General features: G+C 69.2%; 14 protein-coding genes and 1 pseudogene. 6 read left to right on the top strand and 9 right to left on the bottom strand.

All coding sequences use genetic code 11. The annotated features are described in order from the left end of the window. Positions 1-12 precede the first annotated feature (12 nt). The 5 genes and pseudogenes from ACWC91_RS33700 to ACWC91_RS33680 all read right to left on the bottom strand — a co-directional run. Positions 13-162: pseudogene (locus ACWC91_RS33700) on the bottom strand (IS701 family transposase); the annotation flags it as partial. Then, positions 143-817: an LmeA family phospholipid-binding protein gene (locus ACWC91_RS33695; protein ID WP_450642371.1), complete on the bottom strand. Its 675-nt coding sequence runs from the start codon at positions 815-817 to the stop codon at positions 143-145. The pseudogene ACWC91_RS33700 and the gene ACWC91_RS33695, both read right to left, overlap by 20 nt. Before the next feature lie 194 nt (positions 818-1011). Then, positions 1012-1326: a hypothetical protein gene (locus ACWC91_RS33690; RefSeq protein WP_225080164.1), complete on the bottom strand. Its 315-nt coding sequence runs from the start codon at positions 1324-1326 to the stop codon at positions 1012-1014. A gap of 345 nt (positions 1327-1671) precedes the next feature. After that, complete coding sequence (locus ACWC91_RS33685; protein ID WP_450642369.1) at positions 1672-2640, bottom strand: hypothetical protein; 969 nt, start codon at positions 2638-2640, stop codon at positions 1672-1674. Then, on the bottom strand, positions 2637-4052 hold the full coding sequence (locus ACWC91_RS33680) for a phenylacetate--CoA ligase family protein (RefSeq protein ID WP_450642367.1): 1416 nt from the start codon (positions 4050-4052) through the stop codon (positions 2637-2639). Before ACWC91_RS33680 ends, ACWC91_RS33685 begins: the two co-directional genes overlap by 4 nt. A 663-nt stretch (positions 4053-4715) precedes the next feature. On the opposite strand from ACWC91_RS33680, the gene ACWC91_RS33675 reads away from it, so the two are divergent. Next, positions 4716-6932 carry a S8 family serine peptidase gene (locus ACWC91_RS33675; protein ID WP_450726160.1) on the top strand — a complete coding sequence of 739 codons (2217 nt, stop codon included), beginning with the start codon at positions 4716-4718 and terminating at the stop codon, positions 6930-6932. A gap of 466 nt (positions 6933-7398) precedes the next feature. Here the strand turns inward: ACWC91_RS33675 and ACWC91_RS33670 are convergent, their stop codons facing one another. Together ACWC91_RS33670 and ACWC91_RS33665 are read right to left on the bottom strand one after the other, a co-directional pair. Next, positions 7399-9234: a hydroxysqualene dehydroxylase gene (locus ACWC91_RS33670; RefSeq protein WP_450642364.1), complete on the bottom strand. Its 1836-nt coding sequence runs from the start codon at positions 9232-9234 to the stop codon at positions 7399-7401. A gap of 704 nt (positions 9235-9938) precedes the next feature. Further along, the gene (locus ACWC91_RS33665; protein ID WP_450642362.1) at positions 9939-10172 is read right to left on the bottom strand and encodes a hypothetical protein; all 234 of its coding nucleotides are present in this window, start codon (positions 10170-10172) and stop codon (positions 9939-9941) included. A 293-nt stretch (positions 10173-10465) separates the two neighbouring features. Here ACWC91_RS33665 and ACWC91_RS33660 point away from each other — a divergent pair, with 293 nt between their 5' ends. Next, entirely contained in the window at positions 10466-11455 is a 990-nt protein-coding gene (locus tag ACWC91_RS33660) for an alpha-L-fucosidase (RefSeq protein ID WP_450642360.1), read from the top strand. 143 nt (positions 11456-11598) lie between these two features. On the opposite strand, the gene ACWC91_RS33655 is transcribed toward ACWC91_RS33660, so the two are convergent. Both ACWC91_RS33655 and ACWC91_RS33650 read right to left on the bottom strand, forming a co-directional pair. Beyond that, entirely contained in the window at positions 11599-16032 is a 4434-nt protein-coding gene (locus ACWC91_RS33655) for a caspase family protein (protein ID WP_450642359.1), read from the bottom strand. Then, positions 16032-16943, bottom strand: coding sequence for an alpha/beta hydrolase (locus ACWC91_RS33650; protein WP_225080172.1), 912 nt, complete (start codon positions 16941-16943; stop codon positions 16032-16034). The genes ACWC91_RS33655 and ACWC91_RS33650 overlap by 1 nt, the downstream gene beginning before the upstream one ends. Before the next feature lie 610 nt (positions 16944-17553). On the opposite strand from ACWC91_RS33650, the gene ACWC91_RS33645 reads away from it, so the two are divergent. From ACWC91_RS33645 to yicI, 4 genes are read left to right on the top strand one after another with little or no spacing between them, the layout of a single operon-like run. Further along, the gene (locus ACWC91_RS33645) at positions 17554-18846 is read left to right on the top strand and encodes an ABC transporter substrate-binding protein (protein WP_450642358.1); all 1293 of its coding nucleotides are present in this window, start codon (positions 17554-17556) and stop codon (positions 18844-18846) included. Then, positions 18843-19811 carry a carbohydrate ABC transporter permease gene (locus tag ACWC91_RS33640; RefSeq protein WP_225080174.1) on the top strand — a complete coding sequence of 323 codons (969 nt, stop codon included), beginning with the start codon at positions 18843-18845 and terminating at the stop codon, positions 19809-19811. Before ACWC91_RS33645 ends, ACWC91_RS33640 begins: the two co-directional genes overlap by 4 nt. Further along, a complete protein-coding gene (locus ACWC91_RS33635) occupies positions 19808-20635 on the top strand; it encodes a carbohydrate ABC transporter permease (protein ID WP_450642357.1) in 828 nt (275 codons plus the stop codon). Before ACWC91_RS33640 ends, ACWC91_RS33635 begins: the two co-directional genes overlap by 4 nt. Before the next feature lie 11 nt (positions 20636-20646). Continuing rightward, positions 20647-22935, top strand: coding sequence for an alpha-xylosidase (gene yicI / locus ACWC91_RS33630; RefSeq protein WP_450642356.1), 2289 nt, complete (start codon positions 20647-20649; stop codon positions 22933-22935). The last annotated feature ends 4 nt before the right edge of the window (positions 22936-22939 follow it).

Below are 22939 nucleotides of genomic sequence, written 5' to 3'. Positions count from 1 at the left end.
CAGGGCCGTTCGATCGTCAGCGGTCCGGGGCAGTCGGCCTGAGGGCTCGTGTTCGTCGGCCCGGACGACGGCGAGGAAGGCTTGGGCCGGCATCGCGAGGGTGACCCAGCGGGCCCAGCAGGGGTAGCGGCGGACCTGGTGCTCATCCAGTCCGGCCAGTCCCGCGGCGCGGAAGCCCTCTGCCAGGGCCAGTAACCGTGGTGCTCCCCGGTACAGACAAGGCTACGTCCGCCATCGGGACGGAGCGAGGTCCGCGCCTGGGCACCACCACGCGCAGGTCCCGCACGCTCATGGCGAGGCCGCGGTCACCGATCCGCCGCAGCTGCCCCCACCCACGGACCTGGGCCTGCCGGTCGCCCACCGGCAGGTCGCCGCGGGCCAGCACCGTGTTCTTCCCCGGGCCGGGGCTCAAGTGGACCCGCGATGCGCCGACTTCGCGGTTCAGGTCCTTGAAGTCCAGCAGGATGTCGCCGCGCACCCTGCCCAGCACCGCGCCTTTGACCGAGGACGGCAGGCTGCCGACGATCCGGATGTCGTCGACGTTCGCCCGCACCTGTGCGACAGAGACCGGCCCGGCGTCGACGTGCGGCACGCTGACCTCTACAAGGTCGACGCCGCCCGCGAGTACCTGCCCGAGGAACGGAAGGCCGGCACCCGGCGGTGCTGAGGACGACCTGCCCGCCTGCCTCACCGCCGTGGTCGGCGTCTTCCCCGGCCGCACGGCCGTGATCCGCCTTCGACAGCACCCGCTGCCAGGTCGTCGTCCGCCAGGTGCCGGCGGTGCCCGCGCAAGCGGGTGGCCGTCGTCCTGCGCCATCTGCTCGAGCGCCCGTCCCAGAACCAGCGCCATCCGCAAAGCAAGTCCGTCTTCTGTGCGTACAGGTGTATGTGGTGGTGCAGTCCTCCACTGGCCTGGCCTGAGCTGCGCAGATGGATCCAGCGCTCGGCAGGGAAGTCGATGAACGCCGGCGGCTCGGCCTCGTCGTCCGTGACGGCTGGCGGGGTTCGTGGTCACTTCTTCGACAGCCAGGCGCTGAGGGCATCGATGAGCCGGTCGAGCGCGGGCTCGTCGCCGGAGCGGTCCGTCGTGACTGTACGGCCGTTGAACTGCAGCGTGTACTGGAGCATGTCGGCCGCCCCCATGTTCATGGTGAAGTCGGGAACGTCGGCCAGAGCCGGATCTCCGAGCAGCGTACGCAACTCCGTGAACTGGGCCACGCTGGTGCGGCGGACGGCCGGCTGGCCCTTCTCGCTGGCGTAGACGGTGCCATCGCCCCGGAGGATGACCAACTGGTGGACGCCCGCGAAGCCGCCGGTGACGGTCATGGACACCAGCTTCTGATCGGGCCCGGTGACGGGGACCGGGCTCGGGCTGCCGGGAGCCGAGGGGGACGCGAAGCCAGTGGTTGAGTTGGGTAACGGCGAGGCGGCGGAAGTAGTCACGCCACCGGTCGATGCGGCTGTCGGCGGCTCCGCAGCCCGGCCGCCCTCGAACGAACAGCCGAGCAGACCCAGCAGACCGGCCGTGAACACCACCACCGCCACCGCATCCCTACCCACCACAGCGCCCCCCGCCCGCCAATTCCCTCAACTGCACCGACCTGGGCTTTGCTGAGCATCCGGCCAGTTGCTCCACCACTGATCCCGACACCGCAAGCCCACCTGGCCTGGTCACCTACCGACCTGGGAGCGTTCTCGTGGGGAACGCTCCCAGGGCTCGTCGGCGGTGGCCGGGCTCATGGGCCCCTGCTGTCCGTGGACTGTCACGAACCGCGCCGGCGGCCGGACGTCGGCCATGCGCCGCTCCGGGCCGCGCCGCCGCAGCACGAGGTACCCGCAGAACGCGGCCGGGCCGAAGAAGATCTGCGCGGGCACGATCTGCGGAAGGTGTCCGGTGAGCGCCTCGACCGTGACGGGTGTCAGTGTCGGGACGAGCGCGCCGAACACGGCGACCAGCCCAAGAGCCCAGGTCAGTCCCGCTCGTCCGTACGCCTTGTAGGCCACGGTGGTGAAGAGGGCGTACACCAGGAGGTCGCCCATGCCCACGACGGCGCCGAACTCGCCGACGCGCAGCCCCGCCGACGGTGCGAAGGCGTAGCCCTGCACCGCGTCGAACAGCTTCTGGGTGAGGGGGACGACGGTGGCGAAGAACAGGTCGTACACGGCGAGCGCCAGCGCGAACCGGGAGACGTGCCGCAGCTTCAGGCCGCCCTGCGCGTTGAGGTTGGCGGCGCCAACCGCCATCAGCATGATGACCGCGCTGTTGACCAACCAGTACGGGGTGGCGTGGGTGGGATCGTCTTCGGCGCCGCGCGCGGTGAGCCAGTCGGCGACCAGCAGACCGGCGATGAGTGACCAGCGCACGGGTCCCCGCCGGACGGCCGGCCCGTAGCCGACCGCGAGACCGCCGGCCAGGGTCAGTCCCAGCAGGGGAGGCAGCAGCCAGCCCGGGAGGGAGAGATACAGGAAGGGCAGTACGACGACGAAGCCCATCATGATGACAATGTCGTTGCCGTTGAACACACCGACGGCCGGCCGGGGCAGGGTGACCCGCCGGAAGTAGGCGACCGAGGCGAGCGAGACACCCAGGGCGACGGCGAGGGTCACGAGGACGAAGAACGCGCTCTGTGCGGCGGTCATGCTCCCCGCCCGGCGGAGGCGAAGCTGTTCTCGACCAGATCGCAGCGGTAGCGCCGCAACTCACGTCCTTCTCCCGGGACGACCTCGACGGTGGCGTCGAGGCCGGCCTTGGCGAAATGAGGCGCGATGTCGCTCGTCTCCGGAACGGATGAGGCGGCCACCTCCACATGCAGCCGCCCGTCCACCACGTCGGCGCGGTGGCGCACGGGCCAGCATGCGCCGGGCAGTGCGTCGAGGACCTCGATGATCTCGCGCGGGGTCACCGGACCGTCCTGGGTGCGCAGCACATGGTCCGCCTTTCCGAGGATGTACGAGGTCGCCGGCACGTTCGCCATCTCGCAGGTGCGCGGCGCGTCCGGCAACTGCCGCACCAGGTCTCGGGTGTCGTAGCGGAAGAGCGGCATGCACTCCCGGTACGGGAAGAAGGGAGTGGCGACGATCGTGCCGAGCGCGCCGGGCGCGGCCGGTGCACCGGTGTCGAGGTCGCACACCTCCACGAGGCCGATGCCGGCGTCGATGTGAAGGTGCCGCTGTCGGCAGATGGCGCCGGCCACCGGTGTCACCTCGGTCATGCCGTAGCCGTCACTGACGGGGGCGCCGAAGGTCTTTTCGGCGGCCTCCGCGAGGGCGGACGAGAGCACCTCGCTGCCGACATTGATGCGGCGCAGCCTGAAGTCCGCGGGGCCGAGTCCCCGTTCGCGGGCCAGGCGGGTCAGCTGTCCCAGATAGCTCGGGTAGGTGACCATCAGGGTCGGCGCCGATGTTCCGGTTCCCGCCATGAGGTCCAGCGTCTCGGCCGGTGGGACCAGGCCCACCATGCGGATCGCCGCCCCTGCCAGGCGGGCGACCTGCATCTCCGCGTACGCCGTGCCGGTCGCCCGGGAGCTGATGTTGAACTGGACCACGTCGGTGGTGCGGACGGTGCCGCGCAGCACCTGGGAGAGGGCGACGAGCGCGGGCCACAGGCGTTCCTCGTAGCGGGAGTACCAGACCTCGGTGGGCCGGCCTGTCGTCCCGGTGGTCCGGGAAGCGAGGAAGGGCTCGCTGCACAGGAAGTCGCGGGCCCGCTCGACCAGGTCGGCCTTGGTGGTGACGGGCACGGCGGTGATGTTCTCGACGGTCAGCGCGGCCGGGTCGACTCTTGCTGCCGCGAAGTGGTCCGCGTAGAAAGGCGACTTGGCCTCGAGGCGTTTCGCGGTACGGCGCAGGGCCTTGTTCGTGAGGTCGGTACGCATCTGCGGGTCCGCGGCGGCGCCGCGCAGCAACTGTTCGACGTCCTCGCCGGGGGAGCCGAATTCGACAAGTGTCGCCAGCGCGTCATCGACGAGCCTTTCGGCCGAGCGAACATTGATCGGACGGCCGAGCACCATGGCCAGCGCCATCCGGAACTGCCGTATCCCCGCGTCGAACATGGTCCTCCCCCGCCCGTCCCGGCCCTCACCATGCCGGGGTGGGCGGCCGTGGCCGCCCACCCCGTTCCCGCGTCAGCTGGGGCAGTTCGTGAACAGCACCGCAGCCAGGGAACCCATGACGTACTTCGTGTGCTTGAGCGTGGAAACGATCGCGGACATACGAAACCCCCTTGTGTCGCTGAAATCCTGAGCCCTCACCGGTCAGCGAAGGCACACCGATACTCAAGTGGTGCAATATCTGCTGTCAAGGATTCGTCACACGATCAGACTTCCGCCGCCAAACATTCAATCGGCCTGTTTTTGCGGCAAGTTCGCGCCACGGCGTGATCCGGAGACACCGACCGCGGATGCCACCCCCGGCCCGCACCCAAGGCCGCCTCTGGCCGCCGGCCTCCTACTCAACCTCGCCCACCGACTCACCACGCTCACACGCCACCAGGAAGCAAGTCCTCATGACGCTCGCGGTCGACTCAGAAGAAGTTGTCCACCGGGACTCCCGAGGCCGGCACGACAGCACTATCCACTACCCACCCATGCCCGGCGCCCTCGGCGCCCGCCTCCAACTCGTGGATCTCGACCGACAGATGATGTGTCCACCAACGCCTTGATGCGCTCCGGAAGGAGGAATAGCATCCGGCGCGATCGATCTTGGAAGGGGTCGGAGTGCCGAACACAAAACGCGTGAAGCCGGCGCTGATCGCAGCGCTGATACCCATAGTGGTGCTTGGCGTCGCCGCGCAGCCGGCGATGGGGCAGGTGCCCGTGCCACCGCCGATCAAGACCTACGAGGGAGATCCCGGCCGGCTCAGCGACGCGGCGAGCTGGCGTACCCCTGAGTTCAACCGGGACGCCGGCCTGGTGTCGATGGGAGCCGAATTCGCCTACGCCGCCGGCTACTCCGGCACCGGGATGAACATCGGCGTCGTCGACTCGGGCGTCTTCGCCGGGCACGTCCGAGAGCACGGAAGCCTGGACACGAACTACGCGGTCGGGGACCGCTACTTCTCAGTTGAGGCCCAGGGCGGCCAGACGGGCCCCACGCCGGGGTTCTACAACCCGGCGTTCAACGACAGCCACGGCACCCACGTCAGCGGGACCATCGGTGCGAGCCGCGACGGCGTCGGCGAGACGCAGCCGGCCGGGCCGGATGCCAACATGCACGGCGTCGCGTTCAACAGCAACGTCTACATGGGCAACACCGGCAAGACGGACGGCGTGCTCTACGGTCTCCTGCCGGCGAACGCGACCGCCGCGCAGACGCCGGACGACACCTACATCGGCAATGTCTACCGGGCCGTGAACTCCGCCAAGACGGCGAACAGCGAGCCCGTCAGGATCATCACCAGCAGTTGGGGCAGCCAGCCCAACACGGAAAACTACAACACGTATGACACGCCGCCCGGCAGCCCGGCAGGCTTCGGTCTGAACACGGCATGGCGCCTCTGGTCCACTCCGGACGGCGTCGTCGACGCGAACGGCAGCGCCGCCCACTGGCTGAACGGTGCCATCGAGGCCGCGCGTACCGGCACGGTCATCCAGTTCACCGCCGGCAACAGCGGCTACGTGAACCCGTCGCCGCGAGGCGCCGCGCCGTACTTCATGCCCGAGCTGGAGGGCAGCTGGTACACGACGTCGGGGATCAACCCCACCCAGGGGCGCACGTTCAACCCTGACGGCTCCGTCCTGGTCCCCGGCCAGCAGACGTTCAACCAGTGCGGCGTCGCGAAGTGGTCCTGCGTCACGGCGCCGGCCAACAGCATCAACAGCACGACCGTGTCGGTCGTCAACGGCGTGCCCGAGCCCCGTTACGGCAGTGCGTCGGGGACGTCGATGGCCGGCCCGCACTCGGCGGCCGCACTGTCGTTGATCATGCAGCGCTTCCCGTACATGACCAACGAGCAGGCGCTCTACACGATGTTCACCACCGGCCGGCAGAACAACACGATCAGTGACACGGCGGGCAACGCCGTGCTGAACCCCACCGGGGGCCAGATCGTGCAGGTGCCGGACAGCCGCAACGGCTGGGGCACGGTCAGCCTGCGGGAGGCCATGAACGGCCCGGGCCAGTTCCTGGGGCCGTTCGTCGTCGACACGCAGGGGCGCGACGACGTGTGGTCGAACGACATCTCGGACGTTGCGATCCGGGCCCGCCAGCAGGAGGACGCCGCCGAGGCGACCGCCTGGGCGGCGACCAAGGCCGCCAAGGGCTGGACCCAGGGCCTGCCGGCCGGCGCGAGCGACGCCGACAAGTCGGACTACGCCATCGGGGTCCGCCGTGAGCAGGCCCGCAAGACCCGCGCCTACGAGGGCAGCCTCACAAAGCATGGCGCCGGCACCCTGTTCCTCACCGGCAGCGAGACCTGGCACGGGACGAGCACCGTCCTCGACGGCAAACTCTCGGTCGTCGGCTCGCACGCGAGCGCTGTCGACGTGCGCGGCGGGACGCTCGGCGGCAGCGGCACCGTGGGTGGCAGCATCGACGTCGGCCGCGGCGTGCTGCGGCCCGGTCTCACGGCCGACGAGGCCTCGCAGATCACCGGCGTTTCCGGAGCCGCAGGCAATGTCCTGAACGTCGGCGGGAACACGACCATCGGCAAGCAGGGTCGCGTCGCCGTCACGATCTCCGGCGACCGGGACTACACGAGCGTCCGGGCGGCGGGGAACCTGGTGCTGGACGGTGAGCTGGACCTGGACGTGCGGGGCAAGCTGACCCGCGGCACCGTGTTCACGATCATGAGCGGTAGCTCGCTCAAGGGCGCCTTCCACGCGCTGCCGGAGAACCGGGCCCTGAACGTGGGCGGTTACCTGTTCCGGGTGTCCTACAAGAACAACAGCATGACGCTGACCGTCATGGACGCGGTGCCGAACAACGGGCAGTAAGCCGTGACCCGTTGACTCAACTCGGCGCAGGCCCCGGAGGGAGTCCGCTTCGCTCGTTTTGATCACGGCGGACTGGGAAGGGAAACTGGAACGAGCACGGCACATGTGGATCATGGAGGTGTCCAAGCTTCAAGATTCCGCAAGCGTGCCGCGCTCGTCTCTTCCTCATGCCCCACGCCGTTCACTTTGGTGGCACCGCGCCGGCTCATGCCCACCTCCGCCCCGGCTCCCTCGCAGGGACCGCTGGACGCGCTCGTGCGAGTGCCGGGCCCGCGTGACCGACGCGGACGGCGGTTCAAGCACCCGATGCGGTTATCGGGTCAAGCCGCCGCGGCGACTGGGGTCGAGCCGGTGGGTCGAAGGCGATGGCCTCGTCGAAGGTCTGGTGGCTGATGAGGCAGACGGTACCGCCCCAGACCGCGACCACCCCCAGCTCGGCCCGCTGATCGCAACTCGGTGCCGGGTGCTACCCCAGGTCGAAGGTGTTGGGCAGCCCCAGCCGATAGCGCACCTCGTCGACCCGCTTCAGGGGCTCCAACTCCGGCGGCCGGAACAACTCCCAGACATGACACCGCTCGGCGTGCGAATTGTCCGCGTCCAGGAGTGCGTTGACGGCGCGTCGCGCGGACTCGTTGGCGCCCTCCATGGTCGCCAGGTCCACATCCGTACGAACGTAGTCGCCCGCGAGGAAGAAGTTCGGCACCGCTGTCCTCGCCGATGGGCGGTGATAGAGCGTGCCGGTGGGGTGGATGAGGAGTTGTTCGCGGTTCTGCGGATCGGGGCCGCCGAGGCCCGTCACCGCCGGATCCATGAACCAGCCGAGCCGGTCCTCGTCCCTGAGCGTCGTCTTGCCTGAGTCGTTCAGCCCGTCCTTCATCTGGGCCCACAGTTCGGCGACGATCTCGTCCTTGGTGCACTCACGGGCCGTCTTGCCGTACAGGATGCCGGGCTTGTCCCACTCGGAGATGATCACGGACAGGCACTCGTGGGCCTGACCGTCTCCGTAGTCGCGCGAAAACTCCCGTACATCCCAGAACTGCGTCTGGCCGATTCCGGTGACCGCCCACGGTGAGTCGAGGCAGTTGATGTGGCCGCGCACGACAGGGGTGGGTGTGCGCAGGTAGAACATCACGCCGGTCATCCAGTCCGTCCTCAGCGCGTCGCACCGCCCGAGTTGCGGGTCGGCGGCGCGCAGGGCCGGGCCCCAGGTCACACGTGCGTGCTCGACCGGGAGGGCGGAGACGTAGTGGTCGGCGGTGATGATCCGCTGCCGGCTGCCGTCGCGCGACGCCACCCGTACGCCGGTCACCCGACCGCCGTCGTACACCACCTCCTTGACCTCGGTGTCGAGCGCGAATTCGACGCCCAGGGAGCGCAGATGCGCCTCCCAGGGGTCGATCCACGCCTCGCTGGTCGGGGCGTTCAGCACCCGGTCGACGTCCGCGTCGCCGTCCATGCCGCGGCCGAGCAGGCCCCACAGGAGGAGGGCCTCGATGATGACGCGGCCGACGGTGCGGGTGGAGGCGATCTCGGCGCGGGTGGCGACGAGATTGCGGGTCTGGCCGATGCCGAGGAGCACCTGGTACTCGCGGCTCATCCCGCCGGCCCGGATGAAGTCCCACCATGCGACCTTCTCCCACTGGTTCTCGCGGCGGGCGTCGCAACTGGTGAGGTGGACCAGCAGGCGGTCGGCGAAGTAGGCGGCCTCGTTGGCGGGCAGGCGAGTGGCGAGGTCCAGCACCGACAGGATCTGGTCGCGGATCCAGGACGGGGTGAGGTCGCCGGGAGCGGGCGGGGTGGTGACCCGGCGGAGTGGGAAGTGCAGGTCCGGGCGGCCCGAGCCGCGCGCGAACAACGCCTCCGTACCACTGCGGAGGTTGCCGTGGACGCCGTTCGCGTTGCCGGGGAAGGGAATGCGGCGCATGGTGTCCGGCAGATTCCGGTAAAAGCCGGGAAAGAAGCGGAAGCCGTGCTCGCCGGGAAGCGGCTTGCGGCCGCCCGTTCCGGTCCCGGGGACGTCCATTGAACGGGCCTTGCCGCCGAGGGCGTCGTAGTACTCGCAGACCGTGACCTCGTAGCCGCGTTCGGCGAGTTCCTGAGCGGCGCTGAGGCCGGAGACCCCGCCGCCGAGGACGGCGACGCGCTTGCCGGAGGAGGCCGCGGCCGCGCTGCCGGCCACCCCCGAGGCGCCGACCGCTTCCCCGCCGACGACTCCGGCCACCGCTCCCCCGGCCGCCGTCAGGAAGCGTCTGCGGCTGGGTCCGTTGTGCCTCTGAGACTGCTGCGCGTGTTCTGCTGTCATGAGCACCGGAGGGTAGGGAGGGGCTCCGGAAGCCGGAAGCCCTATCTCCTGTCACCCACAGCATCCTCACAAACACAAGGAGACAGCGGTGCCGTGCGTGTTCGCGTCAGGGCGCGAAGTACCAGCAGTACAGGTCAGGCCTCTCTCCGCATGACTGCTGGCCAGCGCTGACAGACGCTCAAGGAGGCTCGGCGCGCCATGGGGCGGAATCGCTTCGTCCGGCGTTGAGGCGCTCTCAGCCCACGCAACAGCTGCGCCTTGGAGTCGATCCCTCCCCGCGTCGGCCAGAGCCGTGCGCAGCGGCTCCGGAACAGCGAAGACAGTGAAGCCGTCATTGGCCATGGGCACCACGTCTCGGAGCGGGCTCTCCGCGCCCGTCAACAGGGTCTCCCACCTCAGTACCGCGTCATCTGGATAGATGCCATCACACGGCACGGCAGGAAAATTGTGACTCTTGCGCGGGTCCACCCGCACCGCGGACTCGTCGTCTCCGGCAAGGAAGAACTCACCTGGAAGCGCCATCTGCCGATCCTTGCACGCCCCGTACACGCCAGGGAACTCGGCTGACCGAGCGCGCGTCGAACTCCTCTTCGGGGCCTTGCAGAGCGAGCGAGGACTCGGTCCGTTCGGCCGCTGTCACCGCGCGCCGCGTCCTCATCGCCGACGAGTGATGAGGACGCGGCGCCTGGGTCATCACTCCTTCGTCAGCTTGCCGGCCGTCCGCGTACCTGGACCTCGGCGAGCGACAACGGGGCGGTCGAGGGGGCGAGTTGGATGCGCGCGTACCTGGCGGTGGCGCCCTCCAAAAGCTGCACGGACGTAGGGCGTCCGGCCTGCCCGGTGACGTGGACCGCCATCACGCCGGGCGTGGACCGGGCCACGTCCAGGCCGTCCGCGGTGATGGGCCGGTCGGTCTCGCCGGCGAGCCGGACGCGCACGTAACGGTCCCCGGCATTGGTCTCGGTGGTAGTGGGGCTGACGGCCTGGTGGTCTCGTGGTGGCTCCAGACTCCCGCCCTGCCGAGCTGATCCGCGAGCGTTCCGGAGAAGGACTGGTCGGGAACCAGGACGTAGTAGTCCTTCGTCCTGTCCGCGCGGCAGTCCGTCCGGTTGCAGATTTTGATCTTCTCCAGGTCGGCGCTCGATCCAGTTACGGCAACAGCGCGACGGGTCAACGGCGCGGACTACGGGCAGATCACCAACGGAATTGGCCCAGGACCGAGGAGGATCACATGGCAGCACTCCAGGCCTCTGCAGGTGGCCTCAAGTGGTACCGCGAAGCACGGTTCGGCATGTTCGTCCACTGGGGACTGTACGCACTGCACGGACTGGGCGAGTGGAACATGTTCGAGGCCCGCACCTCCCGGGAGGAGTACTCCCGCCTCGCTGATGACTTCACAGCGCCAGGCTTCGATGCGAAGTCCTGGATAGACCTGGCCGAGGAGGCGGGGCAGCGCTACATCACGGTCACGACGCGGCACCATGACGGCTTCTCCCTCTACGACACGGCTCTGTCCGACTACAAGGTCACCAGGACACCGTTCGGCCGTGATGCGCTGGCCGAACTGGCTCAGGCCTGTGCAGAGCGAGGACTGAAGCTGGGCGTCTACGTGTCACTGATCGACTGGCACCATCCAGCGTTCCGCTTCCGCACTGAGTCGAGGATGGCGTGGGAGGACTATCTGGTGTTCCTCCACGGCCAGGTCGAGGAGGTGTGCACTCAGTACGGCGAACTCGCCCAGGTCTGGTTCGACGGTGACTGGCCCGGATCGTCTTGGCACACGGACCACCGGGACTGGTTTGCTCCCGGGGGCCAGTACGGCTATCCCGAACTGTATGACATGGTCCACCGGCTCCAGCCCGATGCCGTGGTCCTCAACAACCGCAAGGCTGTCCCACTGCCGCCTGGGGAGGATGTCCAAGGCTTCGAGAACGATCTGCCTGGCGAGAACACCGCTGGGTTCAACACTGCAACCGTGCTCGACGGGCCCAAGGAAACGTGCCTGACCATGAATGGAACCTGGGGCTACGTCCCCGACGACGACGCGTACAAGACGGTGGATGAGCTGGAGTCGACCGTACGACGGGCCTGGGCTGCCGGCAGCAATCTGCTGCTCAACGTGGGCCCCCGGGCGGACGGCGTCATACCCCTGCGTGAGCAGGATCTCCTCCGGGCGGTCGGAGCGCGTCTGCGCACCGAGCAAGTCGCCTCATCTGCCTGACCGGCGAGCGATTGAGCCAACAGTCACCTGATCAATCGTTGGTGCTCCCCATGGTGGCGCGCGCAGAGCACGACGTCACAGACCGTAGGGCGCTGACAGTCTCGGGCACGCAGGCCTGGTTGGCGACCTCGCCAAGCACAGCGTCACCACTCCTCGCTCGTGTCCTCGCCGGTATCGAACGCGTAGACGTCCTTGTGCGCGCACACCACCAGTCGTCCGTCGGGGGCGTAGTCCAACGCGTTGATCTCCACCGGGCCGGGCAAGGTGAACGTGTCGACGGGGCGATCGGCGACACCGGGCGGCCAACGGTCACAGTCCGTCTCCGAGACGGTCACCCGGCCCGTGTCGTCGCCCGTTGCCACAAACAGGCGCCCGCCCAGCATGCGCGCCGCGAGGGTGGTCACCGCAGTCGGATGTTCCGCGACGACGGTGCCGTGACCAACTGCGCCGTCCCAGATCCGTACAGTACCGTCGTCGCCCGCGATGACGGCCAGGGGGCGGCCGTGGGAGCGGACGCAGGCCAGCGCCCTCACCGCCGACGGGCTGCGAAGTTCCCGGCCGTCGTCGGCAGCGCTGAACGGGCGCCACAGCCGTACGGTTCCGTCCGACTGGGCGGAGACGACGGCGAGCGGGCCGTCCTGCGGCGCGCAAGCCAGTGCTGTCACCCGGGCGGTGTGCCCGGGCAGGTCGCGCAGTACGGTGCCGGTGACCATGTCCCACACCCATAGGCAGTGGGTGTGATCCGCCGTGACCGCGACGGGACGGGTCTCGTGGTGGCCCACGGCGGCAGCCGTAGCCCAGCGGGGCACACGCCGCTCCATCGTGTTACCGCTTGCCAGGTCCCACACCTCCGCCGGCCGGTTGACGGCCCGCGTCAGCACGAACGCGCGCTCGTTGACGGTGGCGGACGCGATGCCCGTGAACGTGGAGAGGCCGTCGCTGATGTGGCGCAGGGCGGGAGCCCCGGTGTCCGCCCGCCAGCTACGTATCGTGGTGTCACGGCCCGTCGTTACCACCACCGGCCGCTCACCATGCCTCAGGGAGGTGACGGCGGTGATGGCCTGGGTGTGGCCCTCGTTGGAGGCGCCGGGCGGCGGGGTCAGGTCACAGAGGTGGAGAGAGCCGTCGGCCGCGCCCACGAGGGCGGTGGTGGCGCCCCGGCCGGGGGCGTCGGTGTGCAAAGCGGTGAACGGTCCCGTCGCCGCTGGGCTGCTCGGTGCCCCGCCGCCGATCGGTCGCCGAGGCACTGAGGAGGCGACCAGTCGGCGGGTTTCCAGGTCGAGCACGTGCAGCGAGGCATCTTTGCAGGCCAGGATGGCGGTGGGGCGGCCACCCAACTGCGTGCAGGAAACGGCGGTCGCGGGCGAGGGCAGCACCAGGGCGCCCACGTCCCGTGGCGGGGCCAGGCGGCGCAGTGACCAGATGCGCACCGCCTGCCGGTCGGCGGTGACGGCAACGGGCAGGCCGTGTACGAGGATGCAGCCGACCGCGTCCAGCGGCGGACGGCCCGGGTCGGCGGCAGAGGCCACGCTCATTTCCTGTGCCGGATCCCAGACATGCAGGATGCCCTTGTGGTCACCGGCGACGATCACCTTTCGGCCCAGTCGGGAGGCAGCGGTGGCTGCCGTGGGGTTCGCGTCGACGGTTACCGTCGCCAGATTCCCGGGGCAGCCGTCCGGCAGAAGCAGCCGATGCGCGAGTGGTGTCGCGGTGGCGAGGTCCCAGGCTTGCAGGACGCCGTCTTCGGAAGCGCTCACCACGACCCGGCGGCCCCGAAGATCGAGGGTGACGAGGCTGGTTATCGCCGCCCTTTCGCCGTCGCCCGACGAACGGCCTGCACCGTTCGTGCCGCCGGTCGTAAGGTCGTTGACGTACACAGCACCCGCCGCGGTGCCGGTCACCAGCAGGGCACGGCTGTCGAGTGTCGCGGCGGTCAGTGCTGTGAGGGGCTCCGGGGGGCCAAGGACGGGCAGGTCGAGCGGTCGGCCCGTCGCCAGGTACCAGGCGCGGAGCTCCTCGCCGTCGGTGGCGACGGCGACATCCCGTCCGGCGAGCGCCATACGGCCGACCGCGGTGATGGGCCTGCCGGATCCGTCAGCCAAGGGCTGTACGGACAGAGCTGCCTGGGAACTGCCCGCTGCCGCCCAGACCGGCCTCAAGCGGCCGGGCCGGCACCGCGCGTTCAGCCGGTCCAGCAGAACGGTGTGCCGGTGCCGGGCGGCATCACAGGCGAGGATGTGGCGGCGCTCCTCCGGACCCAGTGATCTGTGCAGGTCGAGATGGTCACGGTAGACGGCCGCGGCCAAGCGTGCCTTGTCGGAACGCAGCCCGTGCAGCAGCGGGGCCAATCCCGAGGGGTGGGCGTGGACCAGGAATCCGGCATCATTGACCAGCTCTTCGAGGCGTCCGGCTGCGGCCGCCTTGGCGGGCAGACGGCGCAGGATGTACGGGTCCGCCTCGGGCCACAGCCGCGTGCCGTCACCGTCGCGCGGGACGGCGCCCAGCAGCCGCCGGTACCAGCGGTCCTCAGCATCCTGGGGCGCGTCTCGGCGGAGGTCGTCGGCGAGCGCCTGGTGATAGAGCCGGTAGACGCAGCGCCCGTCCTCGTCGAGGCTTTCGACCAGGTACGGGCCGACGGCGTCGCTGCGTAGCAGCTCGAGCAGCCGCTCGGTGGTTTGGCCGATCCGGTGCTGAAAGGGTGTCGCGAGTACGGCCCAGTGAGGCAGCGGCATGCCCTGGCCCTCGGCGTACGCCAGCGGCAGCAGCAAGTCCCTCACACGGGCCACCTCGCGGGGCGGGAATTGCTGGGCGAGAGCCCAGCGGAAGGCCCGGCCGATTGCAGCCGCAGGACCGCCTGCGGTGTCGGGTGGAGGCAACGCCACGGGCTGGGCGGCGCGAGGGGGCGCGGCGGTGGCCGTTGCGCGGGCGATGAGTCGCGCCACCAGATAGAGGGGATGGGCGGCGTGTGCGATCTCGGCGGCGGCGTGGACGATGAAGACGTCGGGGAGGTTCGTGTCGCTGCCGGGGCCGTGAGGGGCACGCAGCAGCCGCTCGGAGTAGGCGACGAGGTCATCGACGTCCGTCCATGCCGGGTCGGCGAGGTTCATGACGTGGACGGGAAGTTCGGCACCGGTGATGGCGCCGACGATGTGGGGCCGAGTGCCGACGATCAGGCGGAGTTTGGGCGACTTGGCGGCCAGATGGGCAAGGAAGCGGGCGATGCGCCGCTCCTCGTCGTGCGCGACACCCGACTCGTCGAGCGCGTCGACGACGACGGTGGCGACGGAGTCCAGGCGGGTAAGGCGGTCCCGCAGTCCGGACTCGGTCGGCTCGGTCGCTTCCACAGCGGCGGCGAGGGCGGCGATGACCTGGGACAGTGACAGAGCGCGGGCGTGCACGGCGACGGTGATGACCCCTGGCCGCGGTTCGGTACCGGGCACCACGGTGTCGGCCGGGATGCTGTCGCGTACACCAGGGTCGGACAAGGCGACCAGCCGGCCGAGGACTGCGGACTTGCCGACGCCGGGCGGGCCGGTCACGACGAAGACGCGGACCTCACGGTCACTCTCGCCACTCAGCCAGCCGGCGAGCCGTCGCAGGGCGCGGATGCGGCCGGTGAAGTAGTGGCCGATGTCCCTGACCGTCTGTCGTCCGGTGCCCCGCGGAGCGAAGTGCTCGGCGAGATCCGCCTGCCGACGGCGTTGTTCGGCGAGTTCGAAAGGGGCGGCGCGGCCAAGGCGGCGGACGAAGTGGCGCTGTTCCGCGACGTCGAAATCGCGTCCGTCCGTGCGCAGTTCCGGTACGTAGTGCGGGTTCGGGAAGAACCCGGAGGTCGGATCGCCGTCCACAGTGTCGTCGCACAGTTGGGCCCAGTCGGCCCTCTGGTCGACGCCGCGCCGCCGGAACTCCGCGTTCAGCATGCCGGCGAGTTCGGGCAGGCTGATGTGACTGGCGCGGTGGCCCAAGCGCGCCTCATCAGTGAGGACGTGGGCGAGCGCGGCGCTGAAGGCGCCGTCCTCTGCCTCGTCGGTGATTCGAGCAGCGCTGAGTACTCCGAAGGACTTCAGGAATCGATGATCGGCGCCCGGCGCATGGGCGAGGGCGAGCTTGGCCTGTACGGCATGTTTGACGGCATCCACCGCGCCTTGGCCGGCATAGCAGGCGTCCAAAACGAGCAGGAGCCGGCGGACACCCTTCAGGGTGGGCAGTTCCACGAGGTGGTGGGCGGGGAGCGCACTGAGCCGGACCTCGGCGGAGCCCGGGTCGGAGTCAGCGCACATGAGGTAGTGGGCGCCGCCCTCTTCTCGACCGTGACCGCTGTAGTAGACGAGGAGGGTGTCGTGGTCCTCGAAGCCGTCGGTGAGCCAGCGCAGCAGGGGCCGCAGTACATCGTCAGGAGTCCGTGGATCCAGGCTGCCGTTGGGGAAGGCGGGCACCGGTTCGTATCCGAGTGCGGCGAGGGTGTCGAGGACGGCCGGCAGATCCTTGCCGACGCCGGGCAGTGCGGGCAGCTCGTCATGCGTATAGCGCGCAACGCCGAAGGCCAGCACATGGCGTCGGGGCGTCGCCTCGCTCATCAGGACGCCACAAGCCCCTCGCCGATCGCCGCGCCGGTCTCGCGGGCGGTCAGGTGGCGCAGCACATCGTGCACCTTCCAGCCGTTGTCCACGGCGATGTCGCGGAGTGCGGCGCCGGGTTTCACGCCGGTCGGCACAGGATTGGGCCGATGGGGCCCGAACAATCCGCTCAGCTCCTTCACCGACGCGACCACATCGTGCCGGTCCGCGAGGTTGGACCAGCGCTCCAGACCGACCGGCCATTGCCCGCGCCCGGCGACGGGGGCCGGGCGCAGGCGGTCGAAAACGAGAGTGGGCATGCCAAGCGGGGAGCCGAGGGTCACCAATGTGCGCACGGGCCAGTCGGGATGAGCGCACAGGCTCTCGTATGCGACGACGGAGCCCAGCGAGTGGCCGACGAGCACAGTGGTGTCGGAGCCGATCCGGGCACCGACGGCCGCAGTTGCACGGGCCCGCACCGTGTCGTCGGTGAAATAGCGGCGGACCTGGCGCAGCAACCCCAGCAAGAACCGCTCGGCCACTGGCCCGGGCAGGAAGGGGGAACGCAGCAGGATGTTCATCGCGCGCTGGAGGCTGCGCGGGGTGGGAGCTTTGGTCACGGCGGAGGAGGAACGGCCCGCATCCCGCTCGGCGGCGCCCGCCATGACCTCGAGCAGCGCCTGCTCATAGGGATCGGTCAGGTCGGTGACGGAACGCGGCGCCGGTGGCTCCCCCTTGCTGCCGGGCGCGCGGAAGACATCTCCGTAGAACGCGACGTCGATGTCGTCCGGTGCAAGGGAGCGGCCGGTGACATTTCCCGCAGCAGCGGCAATCTCGACGCCATCAGCAAGCGCGGCGGCAATAGGGGCTCGCAGGGACCGCCGTCCGACGTACTCCTGCCCCACTCCGTGCACCACCACGACACGCGCCACGCCGCCGCCCCCGTCCTCCCACAACTGTGACTCCATCATCCCCCAAGTAGCACCGCATAGCACGGCAGTTGAGGGCACCCGCGCCGCCGGAGCGCGCCATGAACCGCCCCGCCGCCTTCACGCCGACAAGGCGCACCGGCCGCCCCTGGCGGCGCCATGAACCGGCAAGGGCCGGAGTCCCTGCCGCGGGGAGCCTTCGATCGCGGTCTGTCACGGATCACTGACCGGCGCCGCGAACGCGCCGCGCGTCCGCCGTAACGCGGGCGCCGTCGAACCGCTCCAATGCACGACCGCCACGCACCGTCGCCAGACAGCGTCACGATCGGCTCAGCGGCCGCGGTCCGGCCGTCCTCCGCCCCGAACTTCCCCTCACTCCCCCTTTGACCTAGGCATTCGTCCGCCCACGACACTTGGCCGGACTGCTCGCCGCTCCCCCGACGCCCTCCCCCGGCGAGACGAATCCCCACCGATTCACGCCCACCCCATTGACGCGCCCACCACCTCCCCCTACCTTCCTCCGTCGAAGCGCTTCGACGGCACGTATCGAAACGATTCGACAAGCGCTGCGTGACGACCCCTGATCCCCATCCGACTCCCTTGGAGGCACTGGATGTTGACGGCACGAAGGCGTGTGGTGGCGACGGCCGCGGTCCTCACCGGATCCCTGCTCCTGGCCTCCTGCGGCAGCTCGGACGGCGGTACCTCGGACGGCAAGACGCTCCGGCTGTGGCACTACGAGGGCCCGGACAGCGCGATGGGCGCCGCCTGGAACGAGGCCATCAAGGAGTTCGAGGCGAAACACCCGGGCGTGAAGGTGAAGTTCGAGGAGAAGGGCTTCGAACAGATCCAGAAGACCGCGCCCATGGTCCTCAACTCCTCAGACGCGCCCGACATCATGGAATACAACAAGGGCAACGCGACCGCGGGTCTGCTCTCCAAGCAGGGTCTCCTCACCGATCTGACCCCCGAGGTCACCAAGCGCGGCTGGGACAAGGAGCTCAGCGCGGGAGTGAAGACCACCAGCCAGTACGACACCAACGGTGTCATGGGTTCCGGCAAGTGGTACGGGGTACCCAACTACGCCGAATACACCATGGTCTTCTACAACAAGGACCTCTTCAAGAAGTACAAGGTCGCCGAGCCGAAGACGTTCGACGATCTCACCGCCGCCATGGACACGTTCGTCACCAAGGGCGTCACCCCGCTCGCCAACGCCGGCGCCGAGTACATGGCCCAGCAGTACCTGTACCAGCTGGCGCTGTCGAAGGCCGACCGCGCCTGGGTCGACTCCTACGAGCTCTACCGGGGCAAGACCGACTTCCACGACGCCGCCTGGACATACGGCGCGACCACCTTCGCCGACTGGGTGAAGAAGGGGTACATCAGCAAGACGTCCAGCGGCACCAAGGCCGAGGACGCGGGCGTCGCCTTCATCCAGGGCAAGAACCCGATCCTGTTCAGCGGCAGTTGGTGGTACGGCCGCTTCACGACGGAGAACAGGTTCGACTGGGGCAGCGTCCTGTGGCCCGGTTCCGACCTCACCCTGGGCTCCGGCGGCAACCTCTGGGTCGTCCCCCAGGGCGCCAAGAACAAGGACCTCGCATACGACTTCATCGACGTCACCATGTCGAAGAAGATCCAGAACCTGCTGGGCAACAAGGGCGGCGTGCCCGTGGCGGCAGACCCGTCCGCCATCACCGACCCGCGGGCCAAGACCCTCATCGCCGACTTCAACACCCTCTCCGGCCGCGACGGCCTGGCCTTCTACCCCGACTGGCCCGTCCCCGGCTTCTACGACGTCCTCGTCTCCGAGACACAGAAGCTGATCACGGGCAGCGCGACACCGGACGCCTATCTCGGTGCGCTGCAGAAGGCGTACGACAAGGGTGTGCCGAAACAATGACGGTCACCGTCGAACGGGGGTCGCGGGCCGCCGGCACGCACCAGCACCGCAGCCCGCGCCGCCCCCGCCCGCACCAGTCCTACGCCCTCTTCCTCGTCCCCGGTGTCCTCGCCTTCCTCGCCGTCATCGTCGTCCCTTTCCTGATGAACACCGGCGTGAGCTTCACGGAGTGGCAGGGGGTCGGCAGCCCCCGGTGGTCCGGTCTCGCCAACTACCGCGAGCTGATGGACGACTCGGAGTTCTGGGCGTCGTTCCGGCACAGCCTGTTCATGGTCGTGGCCATGGCCGTCCTGCCGACGATGGTCGGGCTGGTCCTCGCCGCGGCGCTGTTCGACTACATCGGCAAGCACTTCGGCAGCAGGACGGCCACCGTCCTGCGCGCCTGCTTCTACCTCCCCCAGGTACTTCCCATCGCGGTCGCCGGCATCGTCTGGAGCTGGATCCTCGCGCCCGACAACGGCACCCTGAACGCGTTGTTGAAGGGGGTCGGCCTCGGCTCCTGGCAGCAGGACTGGCTCGGTGACCCGGACATCGCCCTGTACAGCGTCATGGGGGTGATGGTGTGGGTGCAGATCGGCTTCCCGCTCGTCGTCTTCATGGCGGGGCTCCAGCGCGTCGACCCACAGTTGTACGAGGCGGCCGAACTGGACGGCGCCGGCTGGTGGCGCCGCTTCTGGCACATCACGCTGCCGCAGATCAGACCCGAGATCTCCGTCGTGCTCACCTGGTGCAGCATTGCCGCGCTCAAGGTCTTCGGCGCGGTGTACGTGCTCACCAAGGGCGGCCCGGGCGGCGCGACCGACGTCCCGTCGTACTTCTCCTTCACCACGTTCTTCGAGAAGACCCAGGTCGGTTACGGCGCCGCGATCTCCACCGTGCTCACCGTGATCATCATGCTGCTCTCGCTGATCGGACTGAAACTCCAGACCCGCGCCGAGGACGCCGAGGAAGGGGTCCGCACATGACCACGAGTGCCCTGCGTCGCCACCCCGTTCTCGTGGCCCTCTGCATCGCGGCCCTGTTCATGGTGCTGCCGTTCGTCATCGTCGCGGTCAACGCGGTCAAGTCGCCGGCCGAGTACTCCCAGCACGGACCGCTGAGCTTGCCGAGGGGCCTGTACCTGGACGGGCTCAAGGACTTCTGGCAGCGCGTCGACTACGGCCAGAAGCTCGCCAACTCGGTCCTGATCAGCGGCTGTGTGGCGGTCCTGGCCGCGGCCCTGTCAATCCTCAACGCGTACGCGATCGGCATCGGCCGCATCAAGGGGCGCACCTGGGTGCTGGCCTTCTTCGTCCTCGCCAACATGCTGCCGCAGGAGGCGCTGGTCTACCCGCTGTACTACCTGAGCAAGCAGGCCGGCCTCTACGACACCCGGCTGAGCGTGATCATCGTCTTCACGGTGATCCAGGCCGCCTTCGGCACCTATCTGCTCTCCTCCGTCCTCGGGCGGTTCCCGCGCGAGATCATCGAGGCCGCCCGGATCGACGGGGCGAACAAGTGGCAGGTGCTGTGGCGGATCGTGGTCCCCGTCAGCCGCCCCACCATCGGCGTGCTGCTCGTCTTCTTCTTCATCTGGACGTGGAACGAGTTCCTACTCCCCCTGGTCATGCTGATCTCCAACGACAACCAGACCGTGTCGGTGGCGCTCGGCGTCCTCCAGGGCCAGCGCCTGATGGACGCCACGATGACCAACGCGGCAGCCCTGCTGGGCGTCCTGCCCGCCCTCGTCTTCTTCCTCGTCTTCCAGCGGACTCTCACCCGCGGCATCGCCGTGGGTGCCGTCAAGTAGGGAGTACACGCTTGAAGTTCACCGACGGCTACTGGCTGCTGCGCGAAGGCGTCACCGCGGCCCACCCGGTCGAGGTCCTGGACGTGACCGCCTCCCCGGGAGCCCTGGAGATCCACGCGCCGACCCAGCCGATCCGCCACCGCGGCGACCTGCTGAAGGGACCGGTCGTGACGATCAGTGCGCACGCGCCGATGCCGAACGTCATCGGCCTCACCATCACCCACTTCCAGGGCGAACAGCCCCAGGGGCCGCAGTTCGAGGTCCGGCGGGACGACCTCACGGGGCCCGAGGGACGTCCGCCGGAAAGCGGCACGGCGCAGGTGGAGTACGACGACGAGTCCGCCACCCTCACCTCCGGGGCCCTGTCGGTGCGCGTCGCCCGCACCGGCCCCTGGCATGTCGACTTCCTCGCCCACGGCCGTGTCCTCACCAGCAGCGGCCCCAAGGGCATGGGCATCATGCGAGACGCCGACGGCGCCCACTACCTGCGCGAGCAGTTGGGTCTGGGGATCGGCACCTCGGTGTACGGGCTCGGCGAACGCTTCGGGCCGCTCGTCAAGAACGGCCAGGTCGTCGACATGTGGAACGCCGACGGCGGCACGGCGACCGAACAGGCCTACAAGAACGCCCCGTTCTATCTGACGAACGCGGGCTACGGCGTCTTCGTCGACCATCCGGGCAAGGTGTCCTTCGAAGTCGGCTCGGAGGCGGTGTCCCGGGTCCAGTTCAGCGTGGAGAGCCAGCAGTTGACGTACTACGTCATCCACGGGCCCACCCCGAAGGACATCCTGCGCACGTACACGGCCCTCACCGGCCGCCCGGCGCTCCCGCCCGCCTGGTCCTTCGGCCTGTGGCTGTCCACCTCCTTCACCACCTCGTACGACGAGGCCACCGTCACCTCCTTCATCGACGGCATGAGGGATCGTGAACTGCCGCTGTCCGTCTTCCACTTCGACTGTTTCTGGATGCGCGAGTTCAACTGGTGCGACTTCCGGTGGGATCCGCGGGTGTTCCCCGACCCGGAGGGCATGCTGGCCCGGCTGAAGGCCAAGGGCCTCCACATCTGCGTCTGGATCAACCCGTACATCGCGCAGCGCTCGCCCCTCTTCGCCGAGGGAAAGGCCCTGGGCCATCTGCTCAGGAAGCGCGACGGCAGCGTGTGGCAGTGGGACCTGTGGCAGCCGGGCATGGCGCTCGTCGACTTCACCAGCCCGGCCGCCCGCGACTGGTACGCCTCCAAGCTGGAGGCGCTGCTCGCACAGGGCGTCGACTGCTTCAAGACCGACTTCGGCGAACGGATCCCGGTCGACGTGGCCTACGCGGACGGCTCGGACCCGGAACGGATGCACAACTACTACACGTACCTGTACAACCGCACCGTCTTCGAGGTGCTGCGCAAGCACCGGGGCGAGGACGAGGCCGTCGTCTTCGCGCGCTCGGCGACCGCCGGAAGCCAGCGTTTCCCCGTGCACTGGGGCGGCGACTGCGAGGCCACCTACGAGTCGATGGCCGAGTCGCTGCGCGGCGGGCTCAGCCTCGGCCTGTCAGGGTTCGGGTTCTGGAGCCACGACATCGGCGGCTTCGAGGGCACCCCGACCCCGGCCCTGTTCAAACGGTGGATCGCCTTCGGGCTGCTGTCCTCGCACAGCCGGCTGCACGGCTCCTCCTCGTACCGCGTGCCCTGGCTGTTCGACGAGGAGGCCGTGGACGTCCTCAGGCTGTTCACCCGGCTGAAGATGCGCCTCATGCCGTACCTGTACGAGGCCGCCCGCACCGCCCGCGCGGAGGGGGTGCCGATGATGCGGGCGATGGTGCTGGAGTTCCCGGACGACCCCGGATGTGCCCATCTGGAGAGGCAGTACATGCTCGGGCCCGATCTCCTCGTCGCTCCGGTCTTCAACGACGAGGGGGACGTCTCGTACTACGTGCCCGAGGGCACCTGGACCCACTTCCTCGGCGGGCACACCGTGACCGGCCCGCGATGGGTGCGCGAGCGGCACGGATTCTCCAGCGTTCCGCTGCTGGTCAGGCCGGGTACGGTGATCCCGGTCGGCGCGGTGGACTCACGCCCCGACTATCCGTACGCCGACGGGGTCACCCTGCGCGCCTACGGGCTGGAGCGCGGGGCGCGGGTGAGCGTGCCCGTGGGGGACGTGACCTTCACCGTCGTCCGGGAGGGCGACACGCTGCGGGCCTCCAGCAGCGACCCGTCCGCGCCCTGGGCGCTGGCCTGCGGGGAGCGGATCGCGCGGGCGCCCGCGGGCACCGGATTCCTCTCGCTGGAGCTGAAGTCGGCCTGATGGT

The organism is Streptomyces sp. NPDC001204 (genome assembly GCF_053598035.1).
Note: the sequence above shows the minus strand (reverse complement) of the source record. Positions and strands in the feature narration are given on the sequence as shown.

Excerpts from the sequence above, each read along its gene's own strand:
- ACWC91_RS33635 (WP_450642357.1), top strand. The coding sequence starts at position 19,808 with ATGACCACGAGTGCCCTGCGTCGCCACCCCGTTCTCGTGGCCCTCTGC.
- ACWC91_RS33695 (WP_450642371.1), bottom strand. The coding sequence starts at position 817 with ATGGCGCAGGACGACGGCCACCCGCTTGCGCGGGCACCGCCGGCACCT.
- ACWC91_RS33655 (WP_450642359.1), bottom strand. The coding sequence starts at position 16,032 with ATGAGCGAGGCGACGCCCCGACGCCATGTGCTGGCCTTCGGCGTTGCG.
- ACWC91_RS33660 (WP_450642360.1), top strand. The coding sequence starts at position 10,466 with ATGGCAGCACTCCAGGCCTCTGCAGGTGGCCTCAAGTGGTACCGCGAA.
- ACWC91_RS33640 (WP_225080174.1), top strand. The coding sequence starts at position 18,843 with ATGACGGTCACCGTCGAACGGGGGTCGCGGGCCGCCGGCACGCACCAG.
- ACWC91_RS33690 (WP_225080164.1), bottom strand. The coding sequence starts at position 1,326 with ATGACCGTCACCGGCGGCTTCGCGGGCGTCCACCAGTTGGTCATCCTC.
- ACWC91_RS33670 (WP_450642364.1), bottom strand. The coding sequence starts at position 9,234 with ATGACAGCAGAACACGCGCAGCAGTCTCAGAGGCACAACGGACCCAGC.
- ACWC91_RS33685 (WP_450642369.1), bottom strand. The coding sequence starts at position 2,640 with ATGACCGCCGCACAGAGCGCGTTCTTCGTCCTCGTGACCCTCGCCGTC.
- ACWC91_RS33680 (WP_450642367.1), bottom strand. The coding sequence starts at position 4,052 with ATGTTCGACGCGGGGATACGGCAGTTCCGGATGGCGCTGGCCATGGTG.
- ACWC91_RS33645 (WP_450642358.1), top strand. The coding sequence starts at position 17,554 with ATGTTGACGGCACGAAGGCGTGTGGTGGCGACGGCCGCGGTCCTCACC.